A 14,087-nucleotide genomic window follows, 5' to 3' on the forward strand; every position below is an offset into this window, starting at 1 on the left:
GGTTCCGCTATCACTGGGCATGCGGCAATCACCACCCGCACGGGTGACGCGGTGCGGCGCTCGCACCGTTGATCGCGCTGCGTACCCGGACCTGTGGGCGGCGTAACCATCGGCCCGGCGGACCCGTTGGAGGGGGCATGGGCTTCACGATGGGCGGCATCCGGGAGTTCCGGGAGCTGCGGCTGACCGCACGGCGCGGTGGGCGGTACGGCCGCAACACCGCGAGCACGGCGGTGGCGGAGTACACCGGCCTGTGGGGCTGGGCCGTCGTCCCCGGCACACGGGCGCTGCGCGGCGCGGGCGGCGCCCAGTGCTCCTGTGGCGTGTCCGCGTGCCCGGCGCCGGGTGCGCACCCGCTGGACGCCACGCTGGAGGTCCCCGCCGGGGCGACGCTGCGCGAGGCGGGTGAGGTCTGGAGCCAGGTGCCGGGTGCCGCCCTGCTGCTGCCCACCGGGCGTTTTTTCGACGTGCTGGACGTGGCGGAGGAGGCCGGGCGCCGGGCCCTGGTGCGGCTGGAACGCATGGGGCTGCCGGTGGGTCCGGTCGCCGTCGCGCCGCACGGGCGGGCCTGGTTCCTGGTGGCGCCGGGCGCGGCCACCGAGTTGCCGGGGCTGCTCTACCGCATGGGATGGGACGACTCCGGGCTGGACCTGCGCTGCCTGGGGCGCGGCGAGCACATCACCGCGCCGCCGTCGGACTTCGGCGGGCTCGGGCCGGTGCGGTGGCTGCGGCCGCCGACGCTGGACGCCGCCGGGGGGCGGCTGCCGCAGGCGCGGCTGCTGCTCGGCACGCTCGCGGCGCTGGCCCGCCCGCGCGGCTGACCGCTGCGCGGTACGCCTGCCCTTCCCCACCCCCGCAACCGGGTGCTGCCGTCCCCGTGCCCCGGGCCACCGGACTGCCAGGCCGCACCGCTGGGGGCGACCTGCGAGCCCCTCCCCGCCGAGCCGCGCCGCCGTGCGACCGGCTGTCGCGGCGAAGGGACAGCCGGGGCCAGGCCGGCCCCGGCCCACGGGAGGAAGAGATCGCGGCACGGGCCTGAGGGCCGGGGCGGGGCCTGGGGCGTCAGTCGCCGAGGAGGGCGTCGACGAAGGCTTCGGGTTCGAAGGGGGCGAGGTCGTCGGGGCCCTCGCCGAGGCCGATCAGCTTGACCGGGACGCCCAGTTCGCGCTGGACGGCGATGACAATGCCGCCCTTGGCGGTGCCGTCGAGCTTGGTGAGCACGATGCCGGTGATGTTGACGACCTCGGCGAAGACACGGGCCTGCACCAGGCCGTTCTGGCCGGTGGTGGCGTCCAGGACCAGCAGTACCTCGTCGACCGGGCCCTGCTTCTCCACCACGCGCTTGACCTTGCCCAGCTCGTCCATGAGCCCGGTCTTGGTGTGCAGGCGCCCGGCGGTGTCGATGAGCACCACGTCGGCGCCTTCGGCCGTGCCCTCCTTGACGGCGTCGAAGGCGACGGAGGCGGGGTCACCGGCCTCCGGGCCGCGCACGGTGCGGGCACCGACGCGCTCGCCCCAGGTCTGGAGCTGGTCGGAGGCGGCGGCGCGGAAGGTGTCGGCGGCGCCCAGGACGACGGACTTGCCGTCGGCGACCAGCACGCGGGCCAGCTTGCCGGTGGTGGTGGTCTTGCCGGTGCCGTTGACACCGACGACCAGGACGACGCCGGGCCGGTCCACGGCGCCGGAAGTCTCGGTGTGCACGGAGCGGTCCAGGTCGGTGCCGACGAGCGTCAGCAGTTCCTCCCGCAGCAGCGTGCGCAGCTCATCGGGGGTGCGGGTGCCCAGGACGCGGACGCGCTCGCGCAGCCGCTCCACCAGCTCCTGGGTGGGGGCGACGCCGACGTCGGCGGTCAACAGGGTGTCCTCGATCTCCTCCCAGGTGTCCTCGTCCAGGTGGTCGCGGGAGAGCAGCGAGAGCAGCCCCTTGCCCAGGGTGGTCTGGGAGCGGGAGAGCCGGGCGCGCAGCCGCACCAGGCGGCCCGCGGCGGGCTCGGGGGTCTCGATCCCGGGCGCGGCGGGGGCCGGTTCCCCGATGACGGCCGGTTCCCCGGGGGCGGGCGGGGCCTCGGTGGCACCGGGAAGCCCCACCTCGTCGATGGTGCGGCCGGGCGCCTCGGGCGTGCCGTCGGCTTCCTCGCCCACGTGCGGCTCGGCGGGCGGCGCGGTGATCGTCGGCGCGCCCGGTTCCGGCGGCGGTACCTCCTTCTTCCGGCGTCCGCTGACCACCAGCCCGCTGATGGCGCCGAGGGCGACCACGGCGATGACGACGAGGAGGATGACGATTTCCATGGGGTTCCTAGGGTCGTGAGTCGCGGCCCGACCAGTATCGGCCATCGGCCGGGCCGGGCACGGCGCTGCCCCGGCTCAGGTGAGCCGGGGCAGCGCTGGGGAGTGGGCAGCGGGGTCGGTCAGCCCATCTCCTCCAACGCCTTGCCCTTCGTCTCCGGCACCCACTTGAGCAGGAACGGGACGGAGAGCACGGCGAAGGCGGTGTAGATCATGTAGGAGCCCGACAGGTTCCACTCGGCCAGCGAGGGGAAGCTGGCGGTGATCAGCCAGTTGGTGATCCACTGGGCTCCGGCGGCGACACCGAGGGCGGCCGCCCGCATGCGGTTCGGGAACATCTCGCCGAGCAGCACCCACACCACGACGCCCCAGGAGAGCGCGAAGAACAGCACGAAGGAGTGCGCGGCGATCAGCGCGACGGTGCCCTGGAGGTCGGGGAGCCGCACGTCGTCACCCGCGCCCTGTTTGAACGAGAACGCCCAGGCGGCCAGGCCGAGCGAGATCGCCATGCCGACGGAGCCGGTGAGCGCGAGCGGCTTGCGGCCGACCCGGTCGATGAGGACCATCGCGATCACGGTGCCCACGATGTTGATGATGGACGTCGTGAAGGAGTAGAAGAACGAGCTGGTCGGGTCGATGCCGACGGACTGCCACAGCGAGGAGCTGTAGTAGAAGATCACGTTGATGCCGACGAGCTGCTGGAAGACGGACAGGCCGATGCCGATCCAGACGATGGGCAGCAGGCCGAACCGGCCGCTGGTGAGGTCCTTCAGGCTCGGCTTGTGTTCGCGGCGCATCTGCGTGGCGATGCGGGAGACCTCGGCGTCCACGTCGGTGCGGGCGGGCTCGACCTGGGCGAGGACGGCCTTGGCGTCCTCGGTGCGGCCCTGCGCCACCAGGTAGCGCGGCGACTCGGGGATGCGCAGGGCGAGCAGGCCGTAGACGAGCGCGGGGAGCACTTCGACGCCCAGCATGATCTGCCAGGCCTCCAGGCCGAGCAGCGGCCCGCGCTGGTCGCCGTCGGCCAGGTTCAGCAGTCCGAAGTTGACCAGCTGCGACGTGGCGATGCCGAGCACGATCGCGGCCTGCTGGAAGGAGGCGAGGCGGCCGCGGTAGGCGGCGGGGGCGACCTCGGCGATGTAGGCGGGCGCGATCACGGAGGCCATGCCGATGGCGACGCCGCCGAGGACGCGCCAGATGGCCAGGTCCCACAGGGCGAAGGGGAGCATGGAGCCGACGGCGCTGAGCGCGAAGAGGAGCGCGGCGAACTGCATGACGCGCGGCCGTCCGAGCCGGTCGGCGAGCCGTCCGGCGATCATGGCGCCGAGGGCCGCGCCGAGCAGGGCGATCGCGATGACGGCCCCGAGGGTGGTCCCGCCCACCTCGAACCTGCCCCGGATGCCTTCGACGGCCCCGTTGATGACGGCGCTGTCGTAGCCGAAGAGGAAGCCGCCCATGGCGGCGGACGCGGCGATGAAGATGACGAAGGTGAGGCGTGGCGGCCGTTCGGTCGCGCCCGGTGTCACCTGCTCGGTGCTGGTCACGGTGTCTCCTGCGGGGCCCGGCCACGGTGCCGGGCATGGGGAAGCGTCGCCTCTCCCGGTGACGCAGCATGACCGCGCGCCGCCGGAGGAACGAAAGAGCGACCTCGCAGAGACTATTCCTTCAAGTGTCGAAGTCAATACCCCGAGGTGAACCTCACGAGGCCCACGGAAAACTCACACGCGTTCACCAAGTGAAGGAAGGAAGCTTCCGCCTCGGCAGGTCGCTCAGCTCAGGCGCTGGCTGATGACCTTCGAGATGCCGTCGCCCTGCATGGAGACGCCGTAGAGCGCGTCGGCGACCTCCATCGTGCGCTTCTGGTGGGTGATCACGACGAGCTGGGAGCTCTCTTGCAGCTCCTTCATGATCCGGATCAGCCGCTGGAGGTTGGTGTCGTCCAGCGCGGCCTCCACCTCGTCCATGACATAGAACGGGCTGGGCCGGGCCTTGAAGATCGACACCAGCAGCGCCACCGCCGTCAGCGAGCGCTCCCCGCCCGACAGCAGCGACAGCCGCTTGACCTTCTTGCCCGGCGGCCGGGCCTCGACGTCCACGCCGGTGGTCAGCATGTCGTCGGGGTCGGTAAGCACCAGCCGCCCGTCGCCGCCGGGGAAGAGCCGGGAGAAGACGCCTTCGAACTCGCGGGCGGTGTCGTGGAACGCCTCGGTGAACACCTGCCGCACCCGCTCGTCCACGTCCCGGACGACCTGGAGCAGATCGGCGCGTGTCTTCTTCAGGTCGTCCAGCTGTTCGCTGAGGAACTGGTGGCGCTCCTCCAGCGCGGCGAACTCCTCCAGCGCCAGCGGGTTGATCTTGCCCAGCTTCTGGTAGGCGCGTTCGGCGGCCCGAAGGCGCTTCTCCTGCTCGGCGCGGTCGAAGGGCACCGGCTGGTTGCGCGGATGCCCGGGGTCCTCGGGCAGTTCCTCGCCCTCGGCGGGCGGTGAGGGCGGCACCGGCTGGCCGGGCCCGTACTCGGCGACGAGAACGTCCGGCTCGACGCCCAGTTCCTCCAGCGCGCGGCCCTGGAGCGCTTCGATGCGCAGGCGCTTCTCGGCGCCGAGGACCTCGCCACGGTGCACGGAGTCGGTCAGCTTGTCCAGCTCCCCCTTCAGGTCGCGGCCCCGGGCGCGCTCGGCGCTCAGCTCGCGGTCCCACTCGGCGCGGGCCCGCTCGGCGCCCGCCCGCTCCTGCTCGGCGCGGGCGAGGGAGACCTCCACGTGCGCGAGCAGCTGCCGCGCCCCGGCGGCCACGGCCGCGGCGACCTCGGCCTCGTGGCGCAGGCGGGCCCGGCGCCGCTCGGCGCGGGCGCGGGTCTCGCGTTCGGCGCGGGCGGCGCGGTCCAGGCCGTCGGCCCGCCCGGCCAGCGCCTTGACCCGCTCCTCGTGGGTGCGGACCTGGAGCCGGGCCTCCATCTCGGTCTGCCGGGCGTTGGCGCCGTCGGCCGCCAGCCGGTCCCGGGCCGCAGTGTCGGGTTCCTCCAGCGCGTCGGCGGCCTCCTCGGCGACGGCGAGCCGTTCGGTGAGTTCGGCGGCGTGCTCGGTGGCCTGGGCGAGGGCTTGACCGGCCTGCGCGACGGCGCGCTCGCACCGCTCGGCCTCCTCCGCCGCGCCCCGGGCCTGCCCGGCGAGGCGGCCGAGCTGGGCGGCGACGGCCGACTTCTCCCGGTCGGCCGTGCTGCGCGCGCGGCCCAGCTCCTCCACCGTGGCCGCGCAGGCACGCCGCCGCTCCCGCGCCCGCTCCCGGTCACCGGCCAGCTCCGCGCAGCGCGCGTCCAGCCGTTCCAGCGCGGCACCGGCCTCGTCCACGGCCGCCTGAGCCTCCAGCGCACTGGGCGCTCCGGCCGAGCCGCCGTGCGCGAAGTGAGCGCCGAGCAGGTCGCCATCCGCGGTGACGGCGGTCAGCTCCGGGCGGCGGCGCACCAGGTCCTCGGCGTCCTCCAGGGTGTCCACGACGACAATGCGGTGCAGCAGCCGCCGCACGGCGGGCAGCAGCTCCTGCGGTCCGCGCACCAGACAGACGGCGTCCAGTTCACCCGAGCCCCCGTCCGGGCCGGGGTCCGGGGCGCCGCCGACCAGGAGAGCCGCGCGGCCGCCGTCCTGCTTGCGCAGCAGCCGCAGCGCGTCAGCGGCGGCACCGGGCCCGGTGACGGCCACGGCGTCGGCCGCGGCACCGAGTGCGGCGGCGACGGGCAGTTCGTGCCCCGCCTCGACGGTGAGCAGTTCGGCGGCCGGGCCGAGCAGGCCACTGAGCCGCTCGCGGGCGTCCAGCAGCATCCCGGTGCCGTCCTTGCGGCGCAGCCCGAGGGCGAGCGCGTCGCGGCGGGCGGCGGTGGCGGCGCGTTCCCGCTCGGCGTCGGCGAGCGCGTCCCGGGCGGCGCTCAGCTCGTTTTCGGCGTCGGCGAGTTCGGCGCGGGCGGCGTCGTGCCGGGCGGCGAGTTCGGCGTCACCCTCGTCCAGCCCGTCCACCTCCGAGCGCAGCGCCTCGTACTCGGCCTGGGTGGTGGCGGCCCGGCGGGTGGCGTCGTCGCGGGCGGTGGTCAGCCGGTCGATCTCGGCCTGGGCGGAGGCGGCCTTGCTGCGGGCGGCGCTCACCTGGCCGCCGAGCCGGGCGAGTTGTTCGCGGCGCTGGGCGATCTCGCGGGCGGCGTCCTTGAGCTGGCGTTCCTCGTCGGCGAGACGGCGCTCCAGCTCGGCGCGATGGCCCGCGGTGTCCTCCAGGGCCCGGCTGGCGGCCTCCAGCGCGGCCTCCAGTTCGGCCTCCTGCTCACGGATGCGGGCGGCCTCGCGCTCCAGGTCCTCCGGTTCGCGGCCCCGGCGCTCCTCCGGGGGCGCGGCGCGGGCGCTGGTGACCCGGGCGTCGGCCAGGCTGATCGTGCCGCGCACCCGCTCGGCCAGCTGGGAGAGTTCGTACCAGGTCTGCTGGGCCTGGTGCAGACGCGGCGTCAGCTGCCGCACCTGCTCCTCCAGCCGCGCCTCGCGCTGCTGGGCCTCGCGCAGGGCGGCCTCGGCGGCGTCCTTGCGCTCCTTCAGGGCCGCCTCGTCGGCGATCTCGGCCCGCAGCGCGTCGTGCAGGGTGACCAGGTCGTCGGCGAGCAGGCGCAGCCGGGCGTCGCGCAGGTCGGCCTGGATGACGGCGGCCCGGCGGGCGGCGGCGGCCTGGCGGCCCAGCGGCTTGAGCTGGCGGCGCAGCTCGTCGGTGAGGTCCTGGACGCGGGCGAGGTTGGCCTGCATCGCGTCCAGTTTCCGCAGCGCCTTCTCCTTGCGCTTGCGGTGTTTGAGGACGCCGGCGGCCTCCTCGATGAAGGCGCGCCGCCCGGTGGGGTCGGCGTGCAGGACCCCGTCGAGCTGGCCCTGCCCGACGATGACGTGCATCTCGCGGCCGATGCCGGAGTCCGAGAGCAGCTCCTGGATGTCCAGCAGGCGGCAGGTGTCGCCGTTGATCTGGTACTCGCTGCCGCCGTTGCGGAACATGGTCCGCGTGATGGTGACCTCGGCGTACTCGATCGGCAAGGCACCGTCGGCGTTGTCGATCGTGAGGGAGACCTCGGCGCGGCCGAGCGCGGGACGCCCGCTTGGGCCCGCGGTGCCGGCGAAGATGACGTCCTCCATCTTGCCGCCGCGCAGTGACTTCGCGCCCTGCTCCCCCATCACCCACGACAGCGCGTCCACCACGTTGGACTTCCCGGAGCCGTTCGGGCCCACCACACACGTGATGCCGGGCTCGAAGCGCAGCGTGGTGGCGGACGCGAACGACTTGAATCCGCGCAGGGTGAGGCTCTTGAGGTGCACGGCGGGTGACTTTACCGGGCAGCCACGGTTTCGCCGCTGAAGGTGAAGGGCACATCACTCGGTAAGGGGGAGCGCGCAGAGTGAGCAGGCGCCGCACTCGGTGACAGTCAGCGAACGATCGGCGGGTCCCGGAAGCGTTCCGGGTCCCGGGGAGGATGGCACGGACCGTCAAAGAGGGCAGCCGGGCTCTGCGGCGGGCGGCGGATACGGCGGAAGGGCCGGACGGACAGCCGCAGATCCCACACGAGGCGCTCACCTGACGCCTCCACATGACGAAGGGACGCCGAAGCGTCCCTCGCGGTTCTTCGCTCGGTGAGCGCCACGCGCACACCCGCCCGGGTACGGGTCAGGTGAGAGCGGGCTCGCCCTTGGTTACGTCGATGCTGTCAAGCAGCGAGTCGCCGTGACGAGCGGCGGCGGACAGTGCGTCGTTCTCGGCCTGCATCCGGACGAGTTCGGACTCCAGATCCTGAACGCGCTGCTGAAGCCGTCGCATCTCGGCGAGGACTCGGGGGTCGGAGCCGCCGACGTAACCGAGAAGCGCCTTTGCCATGATGGATGGTCCTCCACACTGAGTGACCGACCGCAGCGGTGGTGGGTCGTGAGGGAAAATGTGATGTGAGCACCCGCGAACGGCCGCTCTGCACAGGTTTTCAGGGCCAGACAGCCAAGGTGCGCGGGGCTTCAAGCGTCTCACCAAAAGTGACGGCGGTCAACACGATCACACGCCGTATGCGCGAGTGTCCCGGCTCGGACGGCGTGAGGTGCGCCGGAACAGGCCCACGGATCCCGCGGACCCCTGTGGATCACTCGCTGCGCAGCCTTGCACGTCAGGCGCCGTTTGGCAACCAGTTCCCGGAGGGCCACCCGGGGCCCGGTGGTTACCGGATCTCGAAGCCGGGATAGCCGCCGCGCGCAGTGTCCCAGATCTCCGTGACGCCGGTGACCTGCCCCGGTGTGTCCTCGCCGCGCAGCCAGTCCAGCAGGGCGGCACAGTGGCCGCGCGGCCCCTCGGCGACGACCTGGACCCGGCCGTCGCCCAGGTTGGTCGCGAAACCGGTCAGCCCTCCGATGCGCAGCGCGTTCGCCCGGGTGTACCAGCGGAAACCGACGCCCTGTACCCGGCCGCGCACCCACGCCGTCATCCGCACCTCCCCCTCCCCCGGGTCAGGGGGAGTGCGGGCGGCCGAGGGCTCCGAGGACGCCGCCCCACCCGTCTCGCGGTTACCGTCGGTCGCATTGTTGCTCTCTGTGCTCATGTGGCGCACGCTATCCGCCCAATTCCCGCCGGGGCACTTCCGCCCCGGGCGCCATGGCGTAGATTCCCCCGGAACAAGCGCCACTCGAACGAGTGAGCCGCGCCGATCGTCGATCACGTGAGGACAGCGAGACATGGGCCGCCACCGACGCGCACACGCCGCTCCCGCCGCGCACGACCCCGCGCTGTCCCCCACGGCCGAGCGGGCCCGGGTCTCGCACCGCAAGCGCCGCCGTACCCCGGTGAAGACCGGCCTGCTGGGCATATCGGCGGCAGCGGCCGTCGGCACGGTGGCCGTGGGTTCCGGGTTCGTCCCCGGCGCCGGGGACGGCTTCGGCCTCATCGGCGGTGACGACGACCCGGCCACCTCCGTCCGGGCCGGTGACGGCACCGCCACGCCCTTCCAGGGCGCCGGAACGGGGGCCGACGACCGCGACGAGGCCGCCGCGAGCCGCGACGAGCAGCGCACCACGCCGAGCGCGAAGCCGTCCCCGTCCCCGTCCGACGAGCCCGGCGCGAAGAAGTCACCGGAGGCGTCGAAAACCCCGGACGGCCAGGAGACGGAGCGCGGCGGCGACGCGGATGCGGAGTCCGGCGGCAAGAACGGCGAGACCGCGCCCAAGACCTCCGCGCCGCCCACCCGCACGACCGAGCCCACCCGGCCCGCGCCTAAGCCGACGACCCCGGCACCCCCGACCAGCAAGGCTCCCGGCACGCCGGGCGACAGCGGCGCCCACTCCCAGGTCGAGGCGCAGGTCCTCGCTCTGGTCAACCAGGAACGGGCGAAGGCGGGCTGCCAGGCCGTGCGCGCGGACGCGGACCTCGCGCGGCTCGCGGGCAGCCACAGCCGGGACATGGCCGCGCGCGGCTACTTCTCGCACACCGACCCCGAGGGCCGCAGCCCCTTTGACCGGGCCCGGGAGGCGGGCGTGGACCACATGGGCGGCGAGAACATCGCCCGCGGCCAGGCGAGTGCGGAGGCCGTCATGGAGTCCTGGATGAACAGCCCCGGCCACCGCGCGAACATCCTGAACTGCGACTTCACCACCCTCGGCGTGGGCGCGCACGTCGCCAGCGGCGGCCCGTGGTGGACGCAGGCGTTCGGCTACTGACGGCGGTGTGGCGCGGGGCCGGGCACCGCCCGGCCGCACGCCGCCCCGGCCCCGGCCCCGCGCCACACTGCCCAGGGCCGTCCGGGAGGGCGCTGCTCAGCGCGGCCGGGGCGGGCGCTGGCAGCGCGGGCAGAAGTAGCTGGAGCGGTTCATCCACGCCCGGCGGCGCATCGGGGTGCCGCAGCGGCGGCAGGGTTCGTCCTCGCGCCCGTAGGCGTCCAGCGAGCGGTCGAAGTAGCCGGACTCGCCGTTGACGTTCACGTAGAGGCTGTCGAAGCTGGTGCCCCCCACCGCGAGGGCGGCCGTCATCACGTCGCGGATGTGGCCCAGCAGCTCGTGTGTGCGCGGCCGGGTCAGCGTCGCGCTCGGCCGGTCGTAGTGCAGTCGGGCGCGCCACAGCGCCTCATCCGCGTAGATGTTGCCGACACCGCTGATCAGCGACTGGTCCAGGAGCGCCCGCTTGAGCGTGGTGCGCTTGCCCCGCAGCGCGGTGTGGAAGGCGTCGTCGTCGAACAGCGGGTCGAGCGGGTCCCGGGCGATGTGCGCGATGACGTCGGGCAGGCCGTCGGGGGTGACCGGGTGTACCGAGAGCCCGCCGAAGGTGCGCTGGTCAACGTAGCGCAGCTCGCCCGCGTCCGCGTCCGCGAACGTGACCCGCACCCGCAGGTGCCGTTCGTGCGGCGCGGTGGCGGGCTGCACCAGCAGCTGGCCGCTCATGCCCAGGTGGGCGAGGACGGCGAACCCGGGCTCGTCCCCCTCCCCGGCGGCCAGCGGCAGCCACAGGTACTTGCCGCGCCGCTGGACGGCACCGAAGCGGTGACCGACGAGGCGGGCGGCGAAGTCGGCGGCACCGGCCGGGTGACGGCGCACCGCGCGCGGGTGCAGCACGGTGGCGGCCTCGACCGTCCGCCCACTGACCCAGCGGTCCAGCCCGCGCCGGACGACTTCCACCTCAGGCAGCTCGGGCACCGCCGACCCTCCCGGTTTTCTCCCCGCTCCGGCCGGGCAGGTAACCACCCCTGCCCGGCGGCGCGCTACACGCTGCGGTCCGCGCTCTCCCGCACCGGGGCGGCCTCGGCCTCACCTGGCCCTGGCTCGGGCCGCGGCGCCGCGGAACCCGCCTCCGCCGACGCGCGGATCTCGCGCCAGGCCGTCTCGGCGGCCTGCTGCTCCGCTTCCTTCTTGCTGCGGCCGGTGCCGGTGCCGTACGCGACACCACCGACGCGGGCGGCAGCCGTGAAGGTCTTCTCGTGGTCCGGACCGGACTCGGTGACCACGTACTCGGGGACGCCAAGCCCCTCGGCCGCGGTCAGCTCCTGGAGGCTGGTCTTCCAGTCCAGGCCCGCGCCCAGCCCCGCCGACTTCTCGATCAGCGGGTCGAACAGCCGGTGCACCAGTTCTTCGGCCGCGGCCAGGCCCTGGTCCAGGTAGACGGCGCCGATCACCGCTTCCAGCGTGTCCGCGAGGATCGACGCCTTGTCCCGGCCGCCGGTACCCTCCTCGCCACGGCCGAGCCGGACGAAGGAGCCCAGTTCCAGACCGCGCGCGACCTCGGCCAGCGCCCGGGAGTTGACGACGGCCGCCCGCAGCTTGGCGAGCTGGCCCTCGGGCAGCTCCGGGTGCGAGCGGTAGAGCGTGTCCGTCACGACGAGGCCCAGAACCGAGTCGCCCAGGAACTCCAGGCGCTCGTTCGTCGGCAGCCCGCCGTTCTCGTACGCGAAGCTGCGGTGCGTCAGCGCACGCGTCAGAAGGGCGGACTCAAGCTGATAGCCGAGCCGCCCTTCCAGCAGCGTGTGGGACGAGGCCGCATCCACCAGACCCGCCGTGGCCCGCTTGGGCGTACTGGCGTCTGACATGGAGCCTGTCACCCGCCGATCAGACCTCGAGGACCTGACGCTTGTTGTAGGTGCCGCAGCTCGGGCACGCGATGTGCTGCTGCCTCGGCTCCTGGCAGCGCTCGCACTGCACCAGGGCCGGGACCGCAGCCTTCCACTGCGACCGGCGGTGACGCGTGTTGCTGCGCGACATCTTCCGCTTGGGAACGGCCACGGCTACTTCTCCTGCTTCTCGTCGGCACCGGGAGCGGTGCCGTTCACGTTGTCCTTCCCGCCGTGGCGGATGCCCTCGGCGAGTCCCTCCAGGGCCGCCCACCGGATGTCGGCGGCCTCGTCGTGCTGGTGGCCGGGATCGTCCGCGAGCCGGAACCCGCACCGGGGGCAGAGCCCCGGGCAGTCCTCCCGGCACACGGGCTGCATCGGCAGTGAGAGCACCACCGCGTCCCGCAGCACGGGTTCGAGGTCGAACAGGTCTCCCTCAAGGCTAAGCGTGTCGTCCTCGTCCTCGGCGTCGTCACCGGTGTCCGTGAAACGGCTCCGGTCGTCGGCGTCGGGGTAGGAGAACAGCTCCTGGAAGTCCGCCTCGCATTCCTGCTCCAGCGGCTCCAGACACCTTACGCACTCCCCCGCCAGCGGCGCACGGGCGTCCCCGGTAACGAGCACGCCCTCCATGACCGCCTCCATGCGGAGGTCCACGTCCAGCGACGCGCCCTCCGGTACGCCGATGACCTCGGTGCCGAGATCCTTCGGCGCCTCCAGCGTGCGGGAGAGCCGCTTCATGGCACCCGGACGCCGGCCCAGCTCACGTGTGTCGAACACGAGCGGGGCGCGGGGGTCGAGGGCGGCGTTCAGGGCTTCCTGCTTTCGTCTGGAACGGCTGCGGCGATTGCTTTGGGCAGCCCGAAAAGGCGGGCGTCTGTGCGACCGAAAGGACAGCTTACTTCACGGTGCGGGCTACGCCCAATTCGCCGAACCCGCTGGTGGGTGCGCCTGGGCGCGGCGTTCCCCACTCCCGTGCGGCGCCTCGCGGAAGGCCCCCGTCCCCTTCCCGCTCGGGAGAAGGCCCCCGCCTTTCCCGTTCGGGAGGTGCGGGACGGGTCATCGGAAGGGGCCGGGGCGGGTCAGTGGCCTTGCTCGTAGCGGCGCAGCTGCTCCAGGTCGATCATGCTGGTGTCAAACAGGCTGGTCTCGTCCAGCGGGGCGGGCGCCGACTGCGGCGGGTACGGCTGCTGCTGGCCGTAGTCCTGGTCCGCCGCGTACGGGTCGGGCTGGTCCGGGTAGCCCTGCTGCGCGTACCCGGCGTACGGCTCGGGCTGGGGCGGGTAGCCCTGCTGGGGGTAGGCGTAGGCGTCGTGATCGTAGGACTGCTGCCCGGCGTACTGAGCGGGATAGTGGGCCGGGTACGCCGCGGCCGGTGCGTAGGGGTCCGGATGGGCAGGCGGCGGCGCCTGCGCGGGGAGGTGCGGCGCCTGGGCGGGCGCGGGGGGCACGGGCGCCTGCGGCTGGGGATCGGCCAGCCCGGCGAGGTAGTCCGCGTCGCTGACGTGGACCCGGTGGTGGCCCTCGGTCCCGGCCTCCTCCTGCGCCGCGAGGTGCGCGCCGAGCTCGTCGATCGACTGGTGGCCGCCGAGCTTGCTGCGGCCACGGCCCACGGCGCTGAGCGTCTTCGTCAGCACCGCCTCGAACGCCTGGAACTGGGCTTCGACGTACGCGTCCGCCCGGTCCCGCAGCTCGCGCGGGTCGGCGGGGCGGTCCGGGGCGCCGTCGGTGTCCCCGGCATGGGCGTCGTACCCGTCGGGCTCCGGCAGGCGGCCGAGCAGCTTGTCCTTGCCCCGGCCTACGGAGTTGATGGTCTTGCTCAGCACGACCTCGAAGTTGGCCAGCTTGCTGTCCACGTAGTCGTCGGCCTCGGCGCGGACGCGGTCCGCCTCCTGCCGCGCCTCGGCCAGGATGCGGTCGGCCTCCTGCTGGGAGCGGCGGGCCACCTCCGTGCCCGCGACGAGCGAACCGCGCTCGCTGTGGGCGGCGTCGATGATGCGCCGCGCCTCCTGGTGCGCCTCGGCGACCATCTGCTCGCGGTCACCGATCAGTTCCCGGGCTTCGGCCAGCGAGCCGGGCAGCGCGTCGCGCACTTCCTCCAGCAGGCCGAGGAGTTCGGCCCGGTTGATCACGCAGGAGGCGGACATCGGCATGGAGCGGGCGTCCCGGACCGCCGCCACGATGTCGTCGAGTCTTGACTGTACGTCCACGAAAGCCGACTGTACGG

At 73.6% G+C, this 14,087-nt stretch carries 12 protein-coding genes; 2 read left to right on the plus strand and 10 right to left on the minus strand.

Annotated features, from left to right (window positions below; all coding sequences use genetic code 11):
- Window positions 1-137: 137 nt before the first annotated feature.
- Window positions 138-821 (plus strand): bifunctional DNA primase/polymerase, encoded by a 684-nt coding sequence (locus JJV70_RS03985; RefSeq protein WP_219046278.1) that lies wholly within the window; start codon window positions 138-140, stop codon window positions 819-821.
- 241 nt (window positions 822-1,062) lie between these two features.
- On the opposite strand, the gene ftsY is transcribed toward JJV70_RS03985, so the two are convergent.
- The 5 genes from ftsY to JJV70_RS04010 form a co-directional block, all read right to left on the minus strand.
- Window positions 1,063-2,289: a signal recognition particle-docking protein FtsY gene (gene ftsY, locus JJV70_RS03990; protein WP_219046279.1), complete on the minus strand. Its 1,227-nt coding sequence runs from the start codon at window positions 2,287-2,289 to the stop codon at window positions 1,063-1,065.
- A 119-nt stretch (window positions 2,290-2,408) separates the two neighbouring features.
- Window positions 2,409-3,830 (minus strand): sugar porter family MFS transporter, encoded by a 1,422-nt coding sequence (locus tag JJV70_RS03995; RefSeq protein WP_308294669.1) that lies wholly within the window; start codon window positions 3,828-3,830, stop codon window positions 2,409-2,411.
- A 225-nt stretch (window positions 3,831-4,055) separates the two neighbouring features.
- Window positions 4,056-7,616, minus strand: coding sequence for a chromosome segregation protein SMC (gene smc, locus JJV70_RS04000; RefSeq protein ID WP_219046280.1), 3,561 nt, complete (start codon window positions 7,614-7,616; stop codon window positions 4,056-4,058).
- Between the two features lie 346 nt (window positions 7,617-7,962).
- The gene (locus tag JJV70_RS04005; RefSeq protein WP_219046281.1) at window positions 7,963-8,169 is read right to left on the minus strand and encodes a hypothetical protein; all 207 of its coding nucleotides are present in this window, start codon (window positions 8,167-8,169) and stop codon (window positions 7,963-7,965) included.
- Window positions 8,170-8,497: 328 nt separating this feature from the next.
- A complete protein-coding gene (locus JJV70_RS04010) occupies window positions 8,498-8,761 on the minus strand; it encodes an acylphosphatase (RefSeq protein WP_257573345.1) in 264 nt (87 codons plus the stop codon).
- Window positions 8,762-9,008: 247 nt separating this feature from the next.
- Between JJV70_RS04010 and JJV70_RS04015 the strand changes: the two genes are divergently transcribed.
- Window positions 9,009-9,986: a CAP domain-containing protein gene (locus JJV70_RS04015; RefSeq protein WP_219046283.1), complete on the plus strand. Its 978-nt coding sequence runs from the start codon at window positions 9,009-9,011 to the stop codon at window positions 9,984-9,986.
- A gap of 96 nt (window positions 9,987-10,082) precedes the next feature.
- Here the strand turns inward: JJV70_RS04015 and mutM are convergent, their stop codons facing one another.
- From mutM to JJV70_RS04040, 5 genes are all read right to left on the minus strand, one after another.
- Window positions 10,083-10,955, minus strand: a complete 873-nt coding sequence (gene mutM, locus JJV70_RS04020; RefSeq protein ID WP_219046284.1) for a bifunctional DNA-formamidopyrimidine glycosylase/DNA-(apurinic or apyrimidinic site) lyase — start codon at window positions 10,953-10,955, stop codon at window positions 10,083-10,085.
- Between the two features lie 65 nt (window positions 10,956-11,020).
- On the minus strand, window positions 11,021-11,842 hold the full coding sequence (rnc, locus tag JJV70_RS04025; protein WP_219046285.1) for a ribonuclease III: 822 nt from the start codon (window positions 11,840-11,842) through the stop codon (window positions 11,021-11,023).
- 19 nt (window positions 11,843-11,861) lie between these two features.
- Window positions 11,862-12,035 (minus strand): 50S ribosomal protein L32, encoded by a 174-nt coding sequence (gene rpmF, locus JJV70_RS04030; protein ID WP_219046286.1) that lies wholly within the window; start codon window positions 12,033-12,035, stop codon window positions 11,862-11,864.
- Between the two features lie 2 nt (window positions 12,036-12,037).
- Window positions 12,038-12,601 (minus strand): DUF177 domain-containing protein, encoded by a 564-nt coding sequence (locus JJV70_RS04035; protein ID WP_219046287.1) that lies wholly within the window; start codon window positions 12,599-12,601, stop codon window positions 12,038-12,040.
- 341 nt (window positions 12,602-12,942) lie between these two features.
- Window positions 12,943-14,070 (minus strand): cell division initiation protein, encoded by a 1,128-nt coding sequence (locus JJV70_RS04040; protein WP_219046288.1) that lies wholly within the window; start codon window positions 14,068-14,070, stop codon window positions 12,943-12,945.
- Window positions 14,071-14,087: the final 17 nt, after the last annotated feature.

The sequence above is a fragment of the Streptomyces sp. JJ66 genome (assembly GCF_019303495.1).
GTDB lineage: Bacteria > Actinomycetota > Actinomycetes > Streptomycetales > Streptomycetaceae > Streptomyces.

Coding starts and splice junctions, on each gene's coding strand:
- JJV70_RS03985 (WP_219046278.1), top strand. CDS start 138: ATGGGCTTCACGATGGGCGGCATCCGGGAGTTCCGGGAGCTGCGGCTG.
- JJV70_RS04035 (WP_219046287.1), bottom strand. CDS start 12,601: ATGAAGCGGCTCTCCCGCACGCTGGAGGCGCCGAAGGATCTCGGCACC.
- ftsY (WP_219046279.1), bottom strand. CDS start 2,289: ATGGAAATCGTCATCCTCCTCGTCGTCATCGCCGTGGTCGCCCTCGGC.
- JJV70_RS04010 (WP_257573345.1), bottom strand. CDS start 8,761: ATGACGGCGTGGGTGCGCGGCCGGGTACAGGGCGTCGGTTTCCGCTGG.
- rnc (WP_219046285.1), bottom strand. CDS start 11,842: ATGTCAGACGCCAGTACGCCCAAGCGGGCCACGGCGGGTCTGGTGGAT.
- JJV70_RS04015 (WP_219046283.1), top strand. CDS start 9,009: ATGGGCCGCCACCGACGCGCACACGCCGCTCCCGCCGCGCACGACCCC.
- JJV70_RS04005 (WP_219046281.1), bottom strand. CDS start 8,169: ATGGCAAAGGCGCTTCTCGGTTACGTCGGCGGCTCCGACCCCCGAGTC.